At 30.0% G+C, this 16,284-nt stretch carries 11 protein-coding genes, 1 riboswitch and 1 other annotated feature; of the genes, 8 read left to right on the forward strand and 3 right to left on the reverse strand.

Annotation, left to right across the window (positions count from 1 at the left end):
• Positions 1-462: 462 nt before the first annotated feature.
• The 3 genes from pflB (L1S46_RS05960) (at position 463) to pflB (L1S46_RS05970) (ending at position 6,438) form a co-directional block, all read left to right on the forward strand.
• Entirely contained in the window at positions 463-2,694 is a 2,232-nt protein-coding gene (gene pflB / locus L1S46_RS05960) for a formate C-acetyltransferase (protein WP_238899508.1), read from the forward strand.
• 344 nt (positions 2,695-3,038) lie between these two features.
• Positions 3,039-3,764, forward strand: a complete 726-nt coding sequence (pflA, locus tag L1S46_RS05965; RefSeq protein WP_238899509.1) for a pyruvate formate-lyase-activating protein — start codon at positions 3,039-3,041, stop codon at positions 3,762-3,764.
• Between the two features lie 273 nt (positions 3,765-4,037).
• Positions 4,038-4,136, forward strand: a riboswitch (ZMP/ZTP riboswitch).
• 70 nt (positions 4,137-4,206) lie between these two features.
• On the forward strand, positions 4,207-6,438 hold the full coding sequence (gene pflB / locus L1S46_RS05970) for a formate C-acetyltransferase (RefSeq protein WP_238899510.1): 2,232 nt from the start codon (positions 4,207-4,209) through the stop codon (positions 6,436-6,438).
• Between the two features lie 233 nt (positions 6,439-6,671).
• Here the strand turns inward: pflB (L1S46_RS05970) and L1S46_RS05975 are convergent, their stop codons facing one another.
• The gene (locus tag L1S46_RS05975) at positions 6,672-6,833 is read right to left on the reverse strand and encodes a rubredoxin (RefSeq protein WP_011968355.1); all 162 of its coding nucleotides are present in this window, start codon (positions 6,831-6,833) and stop codon (positions 6,672-6,674) included.
• Positions 6,834-6,993: 160 nt separating this feature from the next.
• A complete protein-coding gene (locus tag L1S46_RS05980; protein WP_077304890.1) occupies positions 6,994-7,623 on the reverse strand; it encodes a 3'-5' exonuclease in 630 nt (209 codons plus the stop codon).
• Positions 7,624-7,885: 262 nt separating this feature from the next.
• Here L1S46_RS05980 and L1S46_RS05985 point away from each other — a divergent pair, with 262 nt between their 5' ends.
• The gene (locus L1S46_RS05985) at positions 7,886-8,836 is read left to right on the forward strand and encodes an L-lactate dehydrogenase (protein WP_077304893.1); all 951 of its coding nucleotides are present in this window, start codon (positions 7,886-7,888) and stop codon (positions 8,834-8,836) included.
• A 760-nt stretch (positions 8,837-9,596) separates the two neighbouring features.
• Here the strand turns inward: L1S46_RS05985 and L1S46_RS05990 are convergent.
• Complete coding sequence (locus L1S46_RS05990) at positions 9,597-10,568, reverse strand: biotin--[acetyl-CoA-carboxylase] ligase (RefSeq protein WP_238899511.1); 972 nt, start codon at positions 10,566-10,568, stop codon at positions 9,597-9,599.
• Between the two features lie 185 nt (positions 10,569-10,753).
• On the opposite strand from L1S46_RS05990, the gene L1S46_RS05995 reads away from it, so the two are divergent.
• The 4 genes from L1S46_RS05995 (at position 10,754) to argS (ending at position 16,181) form a co-directional block, all read left to right on the forward strand.
• The gene (locus L1S46_RS05995) at positions 10,754-11,788 is read left to right on the forward strand and encodes a phosphodiester glycosidase family protein (protein ID WP_173706932.1); all 1,035 of its coding nucleotides are present in this window, start codon (positions 10,754-10,756) and stop codon (positions 11,786-11,788) included.
• 20 nt (positions 11,789-11,808) lie between these two features.
• Positions 11,809-12,849, forward strand: a complete 1,041-nt coding sequence (locus L1S46_RS06000; protein WP_238860635.1) for a dipeptidyl-peptidase IV — start codon at positions 11,809-11,811, stop codon at positions 12,847-12,849.
• 483 nt (positions 12,850-13,332) lie between these two features.
• Positions 13,333-13,974 (forward strand): site-2 protease family protein, encoded by a 642-nt coding sequence (locus L1S46_RS06005; RefSeq protein WP_011968361.1) that lies wholly within the window; start codon positions 13,333-13,335, stop codon positions 13,972-13,974.
• 55 nt (positions 13,975-14,029) lie between these two features.
• Positions 14,030-14,308: a binding site (T-box leader), on the forward strand.
• 181 nt (positions 14,309-14,489) lie between these two features.
• Positions 14,490-16,181 (forward strand): arginine--tRNA ligase, encoded by a 1,692-nt coding sequence (gene argS / locus L1S46_RS06010; RefSeq protein ID WP_023973482.1) that lies wholly within the window; start codon positions 14,490-14,492, stop codon positions 16,179-16,181.
• The last annotated feature ends 103 nt before the right edge of the window (positions 16,182-16,284 follow it).

The raw sequence follows: 16,284 nt of genomic DNA on the forward strand, positions 1-16,284 counted from the left end.
GATTTTAAAAGATTGAAGAATATTTAAAAATTATAAATGTAAATAACATTATGTTTAAAACGTTTTCTGATAATACTAATATGTCAATATAAATTGATTTATACACTGAAAGAAAAATATTATAAATTTAAGAAATGGTAAAGGTTATAATATTTGCAGTTAGTAATCTAGAGATAAATAAATCAATAACTTGATTTATTTATTAATAATATTTTTTATAAATTAAAGATAATATCTTAATTAGCAATAAGTGACAAGTTAAGGGGAAAATTTATTTCGCGAACTTATAGAAATATTATCTTATGAAAGTCTGATAGATTTATTAACAAAAAAGTGAAACTAATTACTAATTGATAAAAGATATCATTGACATGCATTTAATTAAAGTATACAATAATGGTATGAATTAATTGATTAAAAATTAACAAAGTTTTTAATCAAAAGTATAAAGGAGGAAAACTAATGTTTAAACAATGGGATGGATTTAAAAACGGAACATGGCAAGAGAGTATTGACGTAAGAAACTTTATACAAAAAAATTATAAGTTATATGAAGGAGATTCAACTTTCCTAGAAGATAAAACTGAAAAAACAAGTAAAGTATGGGCGAGAGCTTATGAATTAATAGTAGAAGAAGTTAAAAAAGGAATTATAGATGTAGCGACTGATAGAGTATCAGGAATAGATAACTATGAACCTGGATATATAGATAAAGATAACGAAGTTATAGTTGGACTTCAAACAGATGCACCACTTAAGAGAATAGTAAATCCATTTGGTGGAATGAGAATGGTTCAAAGCTCTTTAAAAGAATATGGATATGAGTTAGATAAAAATATCGAAGAATATTTTCCTAAGTACAGAAAGACTCACAACGAAGGTGTATTTGATGCGTATACAAAAGAAATAAGGCTTGCCCGAAGTGCGGGATTATTAACAGGTCTTCCAGATGCTTATGGTAGAGGAAGAATAATTGGCGATTATAGAAGAGTAGCTCTTTATGGTATAGATTACCTAATAGAAGAAAAGAAAAGGGATCTTGATAATCTAAATGGTGATATGCTTGATGAGTTAGTAAGAAAAAGAGAAGAAGTTTCAATGCAGATCAGAGCTTTAGGCGAAGTAAAATCAATGGCAGCAAAATATGGAATTGATATATCTAAGCCGGCATCAAATGCAAGAGAAGCAGCACAACATTTATACTTTGGATACTTAGCAGGAATTAAGGAAAACAATGGAGCTGCAACATCATTTGGAAGAACTTCAACCTTCTTAGATATTTATATTGAAAGAGATTTAGAAGCAGGATTAATTACAGAAAAAGAAGCTCAAGAAATTGTTGACCAACTAATTATAAAGTTAAGATTAGTTAGACACTTAAGAACTCCAGAATATAATGAATTATTTGGTGGGGACCCAACTTGGGTAACTGAATCAATTGGTGGTGTAGGTATTAATGGCAAGCCGCTTGTAACTAAGAATTCATTTAGATATCTTCATACCTTAATTAATCTTGGAACATCAGCAGAGCCAAACTTAACAGTTTTATGGTCAGATAAGCTTCCAGAAAGCTTTAAGAAATATTGTGCAGAAATCTCAATAAAAACAGACTCTATTCAATATGAAAATGATGAAGTTATGAGACCGATTTATGGTGATGATTATGCAATAGCTTGCTGCGTATCAGCTATGAAGGTTGGTAAACAAATGCAATTCTTTGGAGCTAGAGCAAATATAGCTAAATCACTTTTATATGCTATAAATGGTGGAGTAGATGAATTAAAAGGTATTAAGGTAGTACCAGGAATTGAAAAACTTACAGACGAAGAAATTCTTGATTTTAATAAAGTAAAGTCAAATTACTTCAAAGTATTAGAATATGTAGCAAAAGTTTATGTAGATACAATGAACATAATTCACTTTATGCATGATAAATATGCTTATGAAGCAGGCCAAATGGCACTACATGATACAGCGGTAGAAAGATTAATGGCATTTGGTATTGCAGGACTTTCAGTAGCGATAGATTCATTGTCAGCTATAAAATATGCAAAAGTTAAACCAATTAGAAATGAAGATGGTATAACTGTTGATTTTGAAGTTGAAGGAGATTTCCCTAAATACGGAAATGATGATGATAGAGCAGATGATTTAGGCGTAGAATTAGTAACTAAATTCTCAAATGAGCTTAAGAAACATCCACTATACAGAGATGCAAAACATACATTATCAGCGCTAACAATCACATCAAATGTAATGTATGGTAAGAAAACAGGGACAACTCCAGATGGAAGAAAGAAAGGTGAACCACTTGCTCCAGGAGCAAATCCAATGCATGGAAGAGATATTAATGGAGCATTAGCATCACTTAACTCAGTAGCTAAAATACCATATAATGAAATTTGCCAAGACGGTGTATCTAATACATTCTCAATAGTTCCAGATGCACTTGGAAAAGATGAGAATCAAAAGATAACTAACCTAGTTGCAATATTAGATGGATATTTCACTCAAGGGGCTCATCACTTAAATGTTAATGTTCTTAATAGACAAACATTGATAGATGCAATGGAAAATCCAGATAAGTATCCAACACTTACAATCAGAGTTTCAGGGTATGCTGTTAACTTCAGTAGATTATCAAAAGAACAACAATTAGAAGTTATAAGCAGAACATTCCATGAGAGCATCTAATGAGAAGTACAGTAATGTATATTAGTTAAGTATTACTATAAAATAAATAAATTTTTGGAAGAAGGGGAAGGTGAACTTTCCCTTCTTTTGCCTTATGATGAAGAAACAATACACTTAGATAGTATTAAGTAATGATATGGTGTGCCATATACAATTCTCTTAAATATTAATAAGCTTATTTAAGGGAATAATAAATTAATATATATTCTAGGAATATTAATTCAATAAGCGTTCTCTTAAAATACTAGATAATGTTCCCCAATAATTTTATAGAGGATGAATTATATTATTTAGAACTTATGTATATTAATTTGAAGTATAATAAAGTATAGGGGGTGTAACAAATGGTAAAAGGTAATGTTCATTCAATAGAGAGTATGGGTCTTGTGGACGGACCAGGAATTAGAGTAGTAGTATTTTTACAAGGTTGTGCATTAAGATGTAAGTATTGTCATAATCCTGATACTTGGGCTGCCAATGGTGGAGAAGAATATACGCCAGAGGAGTTAGTTAAGAAGATTGAAAGATTTAAAACTTATTTTGCAAGTAGTGGTGGAGGAGTAACGTTTTCAGGTGGAGAGCCTTTAAGGCAGCCAGAATTTCTACTAGAAACTCTTAAACTATGCAAAAGTAAAGGAATTAATACTTGTATTGATACAGCAGGTTATGGATTTGGTGATTATGATGAAATATTAAAATATACAGACTTAGTTTTATTTGATATAAAACATTTCACACCAGAGGGATACAAAAATGTAACACTAATGAATATAGATGAATCGTTGGAATTTTTAGAATCGATGAAGAGAAATAATACAAAGATGTGGATAAGGCATGTTGTGGTTCCGGGATTAACAGATGATATAGAACATTTAAAGGAACTTAAAAAATACATCGATGAGATACCTAATGTTGAAAAAGTAGAATTACTTCCATATCATTTATTAGGTACAAATAAGTATGAAGGACTAGGGATTAAATATCCTCTTGAAAATGTAAAAGCCATGGATAAGGAATTAATTAAAAAATATCAAAAAGAGATATTTGGAGATTATTCTTATGACAAATAAGATGATTGAATGGGAATTTTAAATTTAGTATCAAAATTAACTTAATGCATTATGAAATAAAATAATGAGCCCAAAATTCTATGATTATTTTTCATTAGGTAAAGAAGCAAATCGGGCTTATAGCTAGTCTATTAGTGTAATCTGCTGATAGAAGCATAATGGAAAATAAGTTTCGCAGATGGACACGTTATTTCTCGATTATACTTAACAATAATAAGTGTAAAATTATTCTTGTTGACAAACCAAATGGTTTGGTATTATTCTTATATTAGATATTAGTCATATGACTGACGGAAGTGGAGTTACCACATGAAGTATGACTAGGCATATTATCTTATATGCCACAAAAAGCCGACCGTCTGGGCAAAAAAAGCCTGGATTGCGTCGGCTTTTTTATATGGAAAAAATTATAAAACTAAATTTATCTTAGGGAGGAAAAATTATGTTTAAACAATGGGAAGGATTCAAAAACGGAACATGGCAAGAGGGTATTGATGTAAGAAACTTTATACAAAAAAATTATAAATTATACGAGGGTGATGGAAATTTCTTAGAAGAGAAAACAGAAAGGACAAGCAAAGTCTGGGACAAAGCTTATGCCTTAATAGTTGAGGAAGTAAAAAAGGGAATAATTGATGTTGCTACAGATAGAGTATCAGGGATAGATAATTATGATCCTGGGTATATAGATAGAGATAACGAAGTTATAGTTGGACTTCAAACAGATGCACCACTTAAGAGAATAGTAAATCCATTTGGTGGAATGAGAATGGTTCAAAGTTCATTAAAGGAATATGGATATGAACTTGATCCAGAAATTAATAAGAATTTTTCAAAATACAGAAAGACTCACAACGAAGGTGTTTTTGATGCGTATACAAAAGAAATAAGAGCAGCGAGAAGTGCTGGATTATTAACAGGCCTACCAGATGCATACGGTAGAGGAAGAATAATAGGTGATTATAGAAGAGTAGCTCTTTATGGTATAGAGTACTTAATAGAAGAAAAGAAAAAGGATCTTGATAATCTAAACGGTGATATGCTTGATGAATTAGTAAGAAAAAGAGAAGAAGTTTCAATGCAGATTAGAGCTTTAGGTGAAGTAAAATCAATGGCAGCGAAATATGGAATTGATATATCTAAGCCAGCATCAAATGCAAAAGAAGCAGCACAACACTTATACTTTGGATACTTAGCAGGAATTAAGGAAAACAATGGAGCTGCAACATCCTTTGGAAGAACTTCAACTTTCTTAGATATTTATATTGAAAGAGATTTAGAAGCAGGGTTAATTACAGAAAAGGAAGCTCAAGAAATAGTTGATCAATTAATTATAAAGTTAAGATTGGTAAGACACTTAAGAACTCCAGAATACAATGAGTTATTCGGAGGGGATCCAACTTGGGTAACTGAATCAATTGGTGGTGTAGGTATTAATGGCAAGCCGCTTGTAACTAAGAATTCATTTAGATATCTTCATACTTTAATTAATCTTGGAACATCAGCAGAGCCAAACTTAACAGTTTTATGGTCAGATAAACTACCTGAAAGCTTTAAGAAATATTGTGCAGAAATCTCAATAAAAACAGACTCTATTCAATATGAAAATGATGAAGTTATGAGACCGGTTTATGGTGATGATTATGCAATAGCTTGCTGCGTATCAGCTATGAAGGTTGGTAAACAAATGCAATTCTTTGGAGCTAGAGCAAATATAGCTAAATCACTTTTATATGCCATAAATGGTGGAGTAGATGAATTAAAAGGTATTAAGGTAGTGCCAGGAATTGAAAAGCTTACAGATGAAGAAATTCTTAATTTTGATAAAGTAAAAGCAAATTACTTCAAAGTATTAGAGTATGTAGCAAAAGTTTATGTAGATACAATGAACATAATCCACTTTATGCATGATAAATACGCTTATGAAGCAAGTCAAATGGCTCTTCATGATACAGCAGTAGAAAGATTAATGGCATTTGGTATTGCAGGTCTATCAGTAGCAATAGATTCATTATCAGCTATAAAATATGCAAAAGTTAAACCAATTAGAAATGAAGAAGGTATAACTGTAGATTTTGAAGTTGAAGGAGATTTCCCTAAATACGGAAATGATGATGATAGAGCAGATGATTTAGGCGTAGAATTAGTAACTAAATTCTCTGGAGAGCTTAAGAAACATCCACTATACAGAGATGCAAAACATACATTATCAGCGCTAACAATCACATCAAATGTAATGTATGGTAAGAAGACAGGGACAACTCCGGATGGAAGAAAGAAAGGTGAACCTTTAGCACCAGGAGCAAATCCAATGCATGGAAGAGATATTAATGGAGCATTAGCATCACTTAACTCAGTAGCTAAAATACCATATAATGAAATTTGCCAAGACGGTGTATCGAATACATTCTCAATCGTTCCAGATGCACTTGGAAAAAATGAAGATCAAAAGATTAATAACCTAGTTGCAATATTAGATGGATATTTCACTCAAGGAGCTCATCACTTAAATGTTAATGTTCTTAATAGACAAACATTGATAGATGCTATGGAAAATCCCGATAAATACCCAACACTTACAATCAGAGTTTCAGGGTATGCTGTTAACTTCAGTAGATTATCAAAAGAACAGCAATTAGAAGTTATAAGCAGAACATTCCATGAAAGTATTTAGTAAAATAAAATTATTGTGTTTATAGTAAAGTTTTGATGAATTTAAATGCACAAAAATTTTAAGAAAATATAAATGGCTTGAAGCTAATAAATTAATTACAAATATAAAAAGACTATAGGACATAATATTCCAGTCCATATAGTCTTTTTGATTTCATATGAAAATATTAATTTAAGTTTTCTTTAAGTATACTAATTTTTACGAGATGAGTTAAATATAATTTTTATAATGTGTTATTCTAGTACAGAAAAATTATCTTTGTTAAAAGCGCAAATTGGACATACCCAATAATCAGGCAAATCATTAAAATCTACATGTGGAGCAATTCCACCATCAGGATCTCCAAGTTCTGGATCATAAATATATCCGCATACTTCACAAACATATTTTTTCATTTTATCACCTCATTTATAAATTAAACAAGACAAGAATAAATTTTAAAACTGTCTAAATCTAAAATTCTAGATACCATAAAGAATAGATAGAGTAAAAACCACAAGTTATAGTATATTATATGATATTTTTATTGAGGTGTTAATTAATAAAAATTATATTTTATTTTAAGCCGTTTGAGTTCTTAGCTAGAAGATTTGAAAAATACCCTTTTGGAAAGTAGCCTTTCTTTAATCCTTCGATAACAGTTAAATATGTTGCAGCTGTATCAAATCTGGCATCATGATAATTTCCACTACCTTCAAATAATTTTTCGGATGTTTCAACAATTTGCTCGCTTGAAATATTTAACCAATCTATCACTTCAGATAATTTTGGATTTTTGATTTCTCCATTGGCTTTTGGAATCTTACATATATCTCTATAGTAAGCCATAGTGCAGAAAACATTTTTTGGGTAAAAATCCTCTCCTAAAGATAATAGTTCATGTTTTAAAAATCTAACATCAAAATTAACATTATGACCGATTAGAAAATCAGCAGTCATAAAATCATTAAGAAATTCAGGTACTAAATCCTCAAAATATTGTCCATTAGATAATTCATAAAGCTTCTCTAAAGAAAAACCATGAATTTCTTGGGCAGAAGGGTCCATCTCGTCGACTGTAAAAAAGAAATTTTTACCAGTAGTTATCTGAGGTTTTGTACTAGCATCAACAGTTATGTAACTTAACTGACATATGCTGCCCGGTTTTATACTAGTGGTTTCTGTATCAAAAAATAATAATTTCATTAAAGTGTACCTCCATCTTCTGCGTAAAACATTTAAAAATAATTACGTCTATATGCTTACTAATAAATTCATTATTAAGTTGCTAAATTTAATTATATAGTATTTACGAAAAAATTCAAATAAGGTATAATCAGATAAGAATGATTATTAATTAATAAAATTGTTGGATAATAATTTAAGATGAAACTTTTTATGAGCAAATAATAAATTTGTTATCTGGAAAGAATAAAATTAATATTGTATTAATTAGGAGGAATATATAATGGTAGAAAGAAAACGTAAAATATCTGTGATTGGTGCAGGTTTTGTAGGTGCAACAACAGCATATGCATTAATGAATAGTGGAGTAGCTACAGAAATATGTTTATTTGATATAAATATGGATAAAGCAATGGGAGAAGTTATGGATTTAGTTCATGGTACTTCTTTTGTAAAGCCTGTTAGCATTTATGCAGGAAGTATTGAAGAAACTAGAGATTCAGATATAGTTATAATTACAGCTGGTGCAGCTCAAAAAGAAGGGGAAACTAGACTAGATCTTATTGAAAAAAATTACAATATATTTAAGAGCTTTGTTCCACAAATAGCAGCAGCAAGCCCAAATGCTATTTTGTTAGTAGTATCAAATCCATGTGATGTGCTTGCATATATAACTTATAAGTTATCTGGATTCCCTAGGGAAAGAGTAATAGCATCAGGAACTGTATTAGATACGTCAAGATTAAAATACGTTATTGGTAAATACTTTAATGTAAATAATAATAATATCCATGCATATGTTTTAGGAGAACATGGTGATAGCGAAGTTGTTAGCTGGAGTACTGCAAGCATAGCTGGAGAAACTTTTGAAGAATATGCTAAAAAGTTCAATTTAGAGTGGGATGATGATGTAAAATCAGTAATAGAAAGCGATGTTAAAAATGCAGCTTATGAAATAATAAGCAGGAAAAATGCTACTTATTTTGCTGTAGCATTAGCAGTAAATACAATAGTAGAAGCTATATTAAGAGACGAAAATACTATTTTAACTGTATCATGTTTGATGCAGGGAGAGTATGGAATAGAAGATGTTTACTTAGCAGTCCCAACAATTTTAAATAGTAAGGGTGTTGTAAGAATTGTAAACCCTGTTCTAAATGACGAAGAATTGAAAAAGTTAAAAGAATCAGCAAGTGTTCTAAAAGGACATATTGAAAAAGTTGTGAATAAATAACTAGAATTAACTAAATGTATTGTGTACTAAACGAAATATAAAAATACTTGCACTATGAGTAGGGTCTAAGTTTGCTGCTAAACTCTCGAAAGGGAATATATGCGTTTGTTCTGGTTCTCTGAAGATTTTACCGGGTGATTCTAAGAATTGAAGTTGTGCCCAAAATGCTAGCCTCAAAAGCAAGTTTTGAACTAGCATATTTGGAACAACAACTTCTAATCTAAGAATCACGGCCGGCAAGATTTTCTAATGAACACTGCACAAAAGCATATATTCTCTTTCTTTATTTAGTAGTAAACCTAAATCAAATTCATATTTATGCAAGTATTTTTATATTTCTGCATTTAGCAATATCCCATCTAATAATTGACTTAAATATTTTAGAGTCTATATTGATTCCTAAGTTTTTCTCACATATATTTGAAAAAGTAGCTGGTAAAAGATACCACTACACATTCGTCTGTGACTTTTTCTTATAACTATCATCATAAATTTATAATATTTGAAATACTCAAAATGATAGCAAAACAAAGAAAGAGAATACATATATGTGAAGCAGGCATTGAAAAATAAGTTGCTTATATCTTAATGGGAAGTTGTTCCATTTTTGCTTGTCCTGCGCTTGTCGCAGGAGCATGAAGAAATGGTGCAACTTTCTATTTAGATATATCCAACGAAATTTTTCTAGTCATGTGGAACATATATGTATTCTCTTTCGATTGCTTATCTCATCATTTTGAGTGTTTCGCAATACTGTTTTTTAATTCATTCCATTAAAACTAATCTCTCCAGTAATTACAGCTTTTTCATTTCCGTTGCTATCTATGACCATAAGGTCGCCGTTATCAGAAACAGAAACACAGGTAACAATTTCTTCATTATTATATGTGATTAATTTTGCCTTTCGACCTAAAATGTTGGAATGATCTCGGCAGATTGAAATTGTCTCGGAAAGATCTAATTTATTTATGAAGTTATTGTATAATACTTCGAAATTATTTAAGAAGGCTGAAAGTATCTCACTTCTTTTGAAATCTTTATCATATTCAATTTTTAGTGAAGTGGCAATTGCTTTTATACTATCATCAAAGTCACTTTCATCTATATTAATATTCATCCCTACGCCCAAAACTAAATAATGAACACTATCCATGTCACATTTCATTTCAGCTAGGATTCCACAAAACTTTTTTTCATTCAAAAGTATATCATTAGGCCATTTAATGGTTGAATTAATACCTAAATTACTTAGTGTCTTATATACAGAAGCAGCAGCAATTTGAGTTATTTTAGGAGCTTCCGTTGGAGGAAGTTTAGGTCTTAATATTAATGAAAACCAAAGACCGCCATTTGGAGAAACCCATTTCCTATTGAAGCGACCACTTCCTAAAGTTTGCTTTTCTGCAATTACTATAGTACCGTGTTCGATTTCTTTCTGTGCAAGCTCTTTTGCTTTAATATTTGTAGAATCTATTTCATCAAAGTAAACTATGCTTTTTCCAATAGCAGATGTTTTTAATAAAGGTAGAATTTCATTTTCATTTAATAAATCAGGAGAATTAAGTAATTTGTATCCCTTATTAGAAATTCCTTCTATTATATAGCCTTTTAATTTTAAGTTTTTTATATGTTTCCATATAGCAGTTCGTGAAACATTTAAAGTAGAACTTAGGTATTCGCCAGAAACATAATCTTGAGATTTTTTTAATTCATTTAAAATTTTATCTTCCATTTATATATACCTCCTAAGACTAATTATAACATAATGTGAGTATTTAAAAGCAAAATCCAAGTACCAAATAGAATAAAATGCTGGAAAAATGAAATTATTGTAATCTAATTGAAAATATTATATAATTAGGTCTGGTGTAATTTTTATAAATGCAACTAAAATGCATTTTTAGAGAGGATAATAAAATGGATATAAATAGAAAAAATAAGAATATAAATAAGAAATCTAAGGTAAAAAAAAGCAAGAAAAGAGTAAATAAGATTTCATTTAAGACATTAGCTATATTTTTTGCATTTGAATTATTTTTTACTGGATGTACATTCCCATTTTTACTTTTATATGGACCATTTGATAATGCGAAAAGCCAATATGTTGGAGCAGCAATGACTTCAATGAGTCATCAATATCTGGCTACATGGTTCTTATCAGATAAAAAAATAGCTGAAATTATGGGAGAAAACTCAACTGAAGAAACTAGTGAAACTACTAATATATCTGATATTAAAGTTCCAAAGGTTAAAGATGATACTATAGAACTTCATGATATAGAAAATTCTAAGTATACTGGTTATTATTTAGTGGTAAAGGACCCAACAAGAGTTAAAATTGGAGTAAGTTCTAAATTGGGAGTTGAAGGTGAGACTACATCAACAATTGCTGAAAACAATGATGCTATAGCTGCCATTAATGGTGGAGCATTTACGGATCAATCCTCTGCTGCTCAGTGGACAGGAAATGGTGGATTGGCATCAGGAATTGTAATGACTGGTGGTGAAGTGAAAGTTAATGATGTAGGAGATAACCCAACAACAACTTTTGGGATAGATAAAAATGGAGTAATGGTTGTAGGTGATTATACAGTAGACAAACTTAAAGAGCTTGGAATTCAGGAAGCTTTAAGTTTTGGTCCGGCATTAATAATTAATGGAAATATGGTAAAGATAAACGGTGATGGAGGATTTGGGACAGCCCCTAAAACTGCTATAGGACAAATGAAGGATGGCTCAATAATTCTCCTAGTTATAGATGGTAGAGAAATTGGAAGCATAGGAGCAACATTAAAGGAATTACAAGAGATTATGCATCAGCTAGGTGCATGGAATGCAATGAACTTGGATGGTGGAAAATCGACAACATTGTATTACTATGGAGAAGTTAGAAATAAACCATCAAATAGTATGGGAGAAAGAACTATTCCAACAGCAGTTATTGTTAAATAAACAGAAGGTGAGGTAGAATTATGAAGATGTTTAAGAAGATAACTGCATGGGCATTGTTATCTATACTATTACAAATTTCTGGCTTATATATTTTAGAAAATTTTATTTTTAAGCATACGTCAGAATTTAAAAGTAATAAAATAGAAGTTCAGAAGAAAGATATTACAAAAGATATTAAGGCTAGTATTCCAAGTAAAGCTAAGGATGTTAGCATATCATATGATGGTAAGTATTTAATATATAAATTAGATGAAGAGTTATATTTGGAGGACACTGCTACAGGTACGAGTAATAAGGTCACAACAGAAAGCAAAGGAACTATTATGTATTGTGATTGGCTTCAAGAAAGAGACATATTAGTAATAGCAGAGAAAGCCAAAAAAGAGGGCGAATCTAAAGTTCAAATTATAACTTATAATGTAAAGAATTCAACAGAGTCTTTAGTTAAAGAAATATGCTCAGCTGAAGATGATATGGAAGTTAGTAAGATAAGTGCATCTATATTTACAAATGTGTATTATGTAGATATTTATAAAGGTGGATTAAAGAGTATAGTTTATAGAATTGATATAAATAATGATATGAGTAAAGTGCAACTTAAGACTAATGTCTTAGGAAATATGCAAGTAGTTCCCCACAACGATAGATTAATATATGAAGATAAGTTGAATAGTAAATTTTTTGTTACGAGTCCTAATAAGCAATTAACATTTAGTGGTAATAAAAATCTGACGCTTCTTGGAATCGACAGAAATGATGTGATTTATATTGGTGAGCTTAACGGTGATAAAATTACCAGTATCACTTATGGAAAAGTTGATGAAGATACAGCAAATTGGAAAAAGGCAACACTTGATTCGGTTGTAAGTGCTAATGACTTGTATTTTAGTAATAAAAGTGAAATACTAGTCAATGATAATCTTAAAGGTAGTGTTAAGAATTTAAGTACAGGAAAAGAAGTTGAATATGAAGGAAAACTTGTTCAGATTAAAGAAGATTTCATAGCGACTGAAGATAATAGCGGAAAATTAGTTTATAAAAGTTTAAATAATAGTAAATAAAGATTGTAAATAAAGAGTGTTTAATTAAATTGAAATTAAACACTCTTTATTAAATTAGATCTTATAATGTATATGTTGTAACTGAGTTTCTACCTTTTGTCTTAATTGAGCATTTGTTTTACTAAAATTTTAAATGTAGGTTTATTAGTACAACATATAGAACAATGTTCTGATATAAACTAATGAGTGCATTTACATTGTTGATAGTAATCTTTTATGATATAATGTTGGGAATAAATAGTAATCAATATATACATTTTATATAAACATTTAAGACACTATAATAGCGTAAGGAAGATAAAGAATATATATACCTAAAAAGTTTGATTTATAAAAATTTATCTTAAATTATTAGGTGGCAAAAATGAATAAGTCTATAAGAACAGAGTAATATTATTTAGTTGAAATATATATGTTCTTTTAATAGGATTTGTTCTAAGTATGATATAATATAAAACATACATATCGAAAAAGGAGGAAAACATGAATTCAGTACTTAATATGATTTTAATGATTCCAGGGATGCTTATCGCTTTTACATTTCATGAATATGCACATGCATTAATAGCAGATAGAATGGGAGATAAGACACCAAGGTTTCAAGGAAGATTGACTTTAAATCCAATTGCGCATATTGATCCTATAGGATTTGTGGCTGTACTTATCTTTAGCTTTGGATGGGCAAAGCCAGTACAAACTAATCCATCGGCATATAAAAACTATTATAAAGATGACTTGAAAGTAAGTTTAGCTGGACCAATTGCAAATTTTTTAGTTGCCATAGCAACTTCAATAGTTTTGGGACTTTATTATAGTTTTGCATATAGATTTTTACCAGATGCATTAGCTGGTGTTTTAGAGCGAATGATATATATGACGCTTGTTATTAATGTAAATATAGGATTATTTAATTTAATACCAATACCAGGACTAGATGGCTTTAGTCTTTTAAGAGATTTAAGTCCAAATACGTTCTATAGATTTGAAGAAAAATTTTATCAATATCAAATGTTCATTATGTTAGCGTTAATCTTTGTTGGAGGAAGAATAATTTCTATACCAGCCGGCGTTATACGTAATATGCTTTTAGGAATTACTAATTTAATAACACGTTTCCTATTTTAAAAATAAAGTTGACAAAATTTAAGATAATTTGTATAATTTATTATCATTAATATTGAAAAATTCTAAGAAGAGGAAAGTAGTTTAATTAATTCCTTTAGCGAATAGGGAGATGGTGTAAGCCCTATGGATAGATTAAGTGAAAAGAGCCTTGGAGAAATCACCTGAAATAAGTAGTTAAAAAGATAATAATCTAATATAGCTGGTATGATATATTAATTATTATTTTTAAACCTTTAGTAGGGCTGGTCGCAAGTTAAATTGCGTTAAAAGTTGAGAGGTATTTTATTTATATAAAATACAATAAGAGTGGTACCGCGGATAATTCGTCTCTTTTTATTTAAGAGGCGGATTTTTTTTGTTCTTTAGGAATCTATATCGAAGTTAAATTTGTGCATTTATTATGAGAAATACTGACTAAGAAAATTAAATTTTGAGGAAGAATAAAGAAATACATTCTTACAAATTATAAAGCTATTTAATTTATGAAGAGTTTGTCTAAATATAAGGAGGATATTATGGATTATAAAAGTAAAGTTGCAGAACTAATAAAAAAACATGTGGAATTAGAAATTGAAGCTATTGAAAAATTGATTGAAATACCGCCAAAGCCAGAAATGGGAGATTATGCATTTCCATGTTTCCAATTGTCAAAGGTTATGAGAAAAGCTCCAAATATGATAGCAGAAGAATTGAAGAATTCTATGTCAACTGATGGATTTGAAAGAATTGAGAATTTAGGGCCATATGTTAACTTCTTCGTTGATAAAGGAGTATTTGCAGAAAATACGATCAAAAAGGTTTTAGCAGATGGAGAAAATTATGGAGCATCAAATATAGGGGAAGGGAAAACAGTTTGCGTTGAATATTCTTCGCCTAATATAGCAAAACCTTTTCATGTTGGTCACTTATTCACTACAGCTATAGGTAATTCTTTATATAAGATGTTTAAGAAGGAAGGATATAATACTGTAGGATTGAATCACTTGGGAGATTGGGGAACTCAATTTGGTAAGCTTATAAGTGCGTATGATAGATGGGTAGACGAAGAGGCATTAGAAAAGGCTCCAATTGATGAATTACTTAGAATATATGTTAAATTCCACGAAGAGGCTGAAAAAGATCCTTCATTAGAAGATGAAGCAAGAGCAAACTTTAAGGCACTAGAGACTGGTGATGAAAAAGCAACAGCACTTTGGACTAGATTTAGAGAGTTGAGCTTAAAAGAATTTGAAAGAGTTTATAACATTTTAGGAGTTAAATTTGATTCATTAGCTGGAGAAGCATTTTATAATGATAAGATGGATGTTGTTGTTGATGAATTGAAAGAAAAAGGACTTCTTGTAGAAAGTAATGGGGCTCAAGTTGTAATGCTTGAAGAATATAATATGCCACCTTGTATAGTACTTAAAGGTGATGGGGCATCGATATATGCTACAAGAGACTTAGCAGCTGCTATGTATAGAAAGAAAACTTATGATTTTCATAAATGTGTTTATGTAGTTGGAACTCCTCAAGCACTTCACTTCAAACAAGTATTTAAAGTGTTAGAACTTGCAGGACATGAATGGTCTAAAGACTGTGTTCATGTAGGCTTTGGGTTAGTTAAATTTGCAGATAGAAAACTTTCAACTAGAAATGGATCGATTGTTTTACTTGATGATTTACTTCGTGAAGCTGTAGAGAAGACAATGGAAGTTATAAATGAAAAAAATCCAGAACTTGAAAATAAAGAGGAAGTTGCAAAGAAAATTGGTGTCGGAGCGGTAATCTTTACTTATCTTAAAAACTCAAGAGAAAAAGATATTGTTTTTGATTGGAAGGAAATATTATCATTTGATGGAGAAACTGGCCCATATGTTCAATATTCATATGCAAGAGGAAATAGTATATTAAACAGAGGTAAAGAATGTACTGGAACTGTTGACTATAGTAAATTATCTTCAAAAGAAGAATTTGAGTTAGTTAAGAGTATAGCTAACTTTAATAGCGTAATAACTTTAGCCTTAGATAAGTTAGAACCTTCAATATTAACAAGATACGTAATTGAAGTTGCAAAAGGATTTAATAAATTCTATAATGCGCATTCAGTATTGAACTTAGAAGATGAGGATTTAAAAGCTACAAGATTAAACTTAGTTAAAGCAAGTTTACAAGTAATAAAAAATGGATTAGAGTTACTTGGAATAGATGTAGTAGAAAAAATGTAGTTATTTAATATTAAATTTATTATAATTTTTTGAAATAGAGGGGTGTCTTATGTAGCAACCCTCTATTTTTTGACTCATTAATTTCTTTGTATATGCCTTAAAA

The organism is Clostridium sp. YIM B02500 (assembly GCF_022324665.1).
Classification (GTDB): Bacteria; Bacillota; Clostridia; order Clostridiales; family Clostridiaceae; genus Clostridium; species Clostridium beijerinckii.

Coding starts and splice junctions, on each gene's coding strand:
- L1S46_RS06005 (WP_011968361.1), top strand. CDS start 13,333: ATGAATTCAGTACTTAATATGATTTTAATGATTCCAGGGATGCTTATC.
- L1S46_RS05975 (WP_011968355.1), bottom strand. CDS start 6,833: ATGAAAAAATATGTTTGTGAAGTATGCGGATATATTTATGATCCAGAA.
- pflA (WP_238899509.1), top strand. CDS start 3,039: ATGGTAAAAGGTAATGTTCATTCAATAGAGAGTATGGGTCTTGTGGAC.
- pflB (WP_238899510.1), top strand. CDS start 4,207: ATGTTTAAACAATGGGAAGGATTCAAAAACGGAACATGGCAAGAGGGT.
- pflB (WP_238899508.1), top strand. CDS start 463: ATGTTTAAACAATGGGATGGATTTAAAAACGGAACATGGCAAGAGAGT.
- L1S46_RS05995 (WP_173706932.1), top strand. CDS start 10,754: ATGGATATAAATAGAAAAAATAAGAATATAAATAAGAAATCTAAGGTA.
- L1S46_RS05985 (WP_077304893.1), top strand. CDS start 7,886: ATGGTAGAAAGAAAACGTAAAATATCTGTGATTGGTGCAGGTTTTGTA.
- L1S46_RS05980 (WP_077304890.1), bottom strand. CDS start 7,623: ATGAAATTATTATTTTTTGATACAGAAACCACTAGTATAAAACCGGGC.
- L1S46_RS06000 (WP_238860635.1), top strand. CDS start 11,809: ATGAAGATGTTTAAGAAGATAACTGCATGGGCATTGTTATCTATACTA.
- argS (WP_023973482.1), top strand. CDS start 14,490: ATGGATTATAAAAGTAAAGTTGCAGAACTAATAAAAAAACATGTGGAA.
- L1S46_RS05990 (WP_238899511.1), bottom strand. CDS start 10,568: ATGGAAGATAAAATTTTAAATGAATTAAAAAAATCTCAAGATTATGTT.